Here is a 417-nt window from a genome sequence, read left to right on the forward strand (position 1 = left end):
GCAGCGCCTGGGACGGCCGGCCGAGCGCCGTACCGGCGAGGGCGAACGCCGCCATGACCGCGGCCCGGAGCACGGCGGGTTCGGGCCGGACCAGGAGCACGAAGGCCACGGACGCGAGCGCGATGACGAGCACCCTGCCGGGTCGGGGCAGCCGGGCGGCCGAGCAGAGGAGAGTCAGGACGGCGACCACGACCGCGAAATGGCCCCCGGAGACGGCTGTTATGTGAGAAAGGCCCGCGATGCGCATCTCCTCCGCGGTGTCGTCGGGGAGCCGGGTGGTGTCGCCGATCGCCGCCCCCGGGACCAGCCCACGGGCCTGCGGGGAGAGCGGGTCGGTGACCGCCAGGAGGGCCGCGCGGTGGGTGTCGAGCACGCGGAGCGCGGACGGCGGCGCCCGGATCTCGGCGGCGCTCCGGG

1 protein-coding gene is annotated in these 417 nt (G+C 76.7%); it reads right to left on the minus strand.

Going from position 1 to position 417, the window contains the following annotated elements; all coding sequences use genetic code 11:
* A partial coding sequence (locus tag PROKR_RS04520) for a ComEC/Rec2 family competence protein (RefSeq protein WP_211240027.1) occupies positions 1-417 on the minus strand: 417 nt, incomplete at both ends.

Source organism: Promicromonospora kroppenstedtii DSM 19349 (genome assembly GCF_000515355.1).
In the GTDB taxonomy this organism is placed as follows: domain Bacteria; phylum Actinomycetota; class Actinomycetes; order Actinomycetales; family Cellulomonadaceae; genus Promicromonospora; species Promicromonospora kroppenstedtii.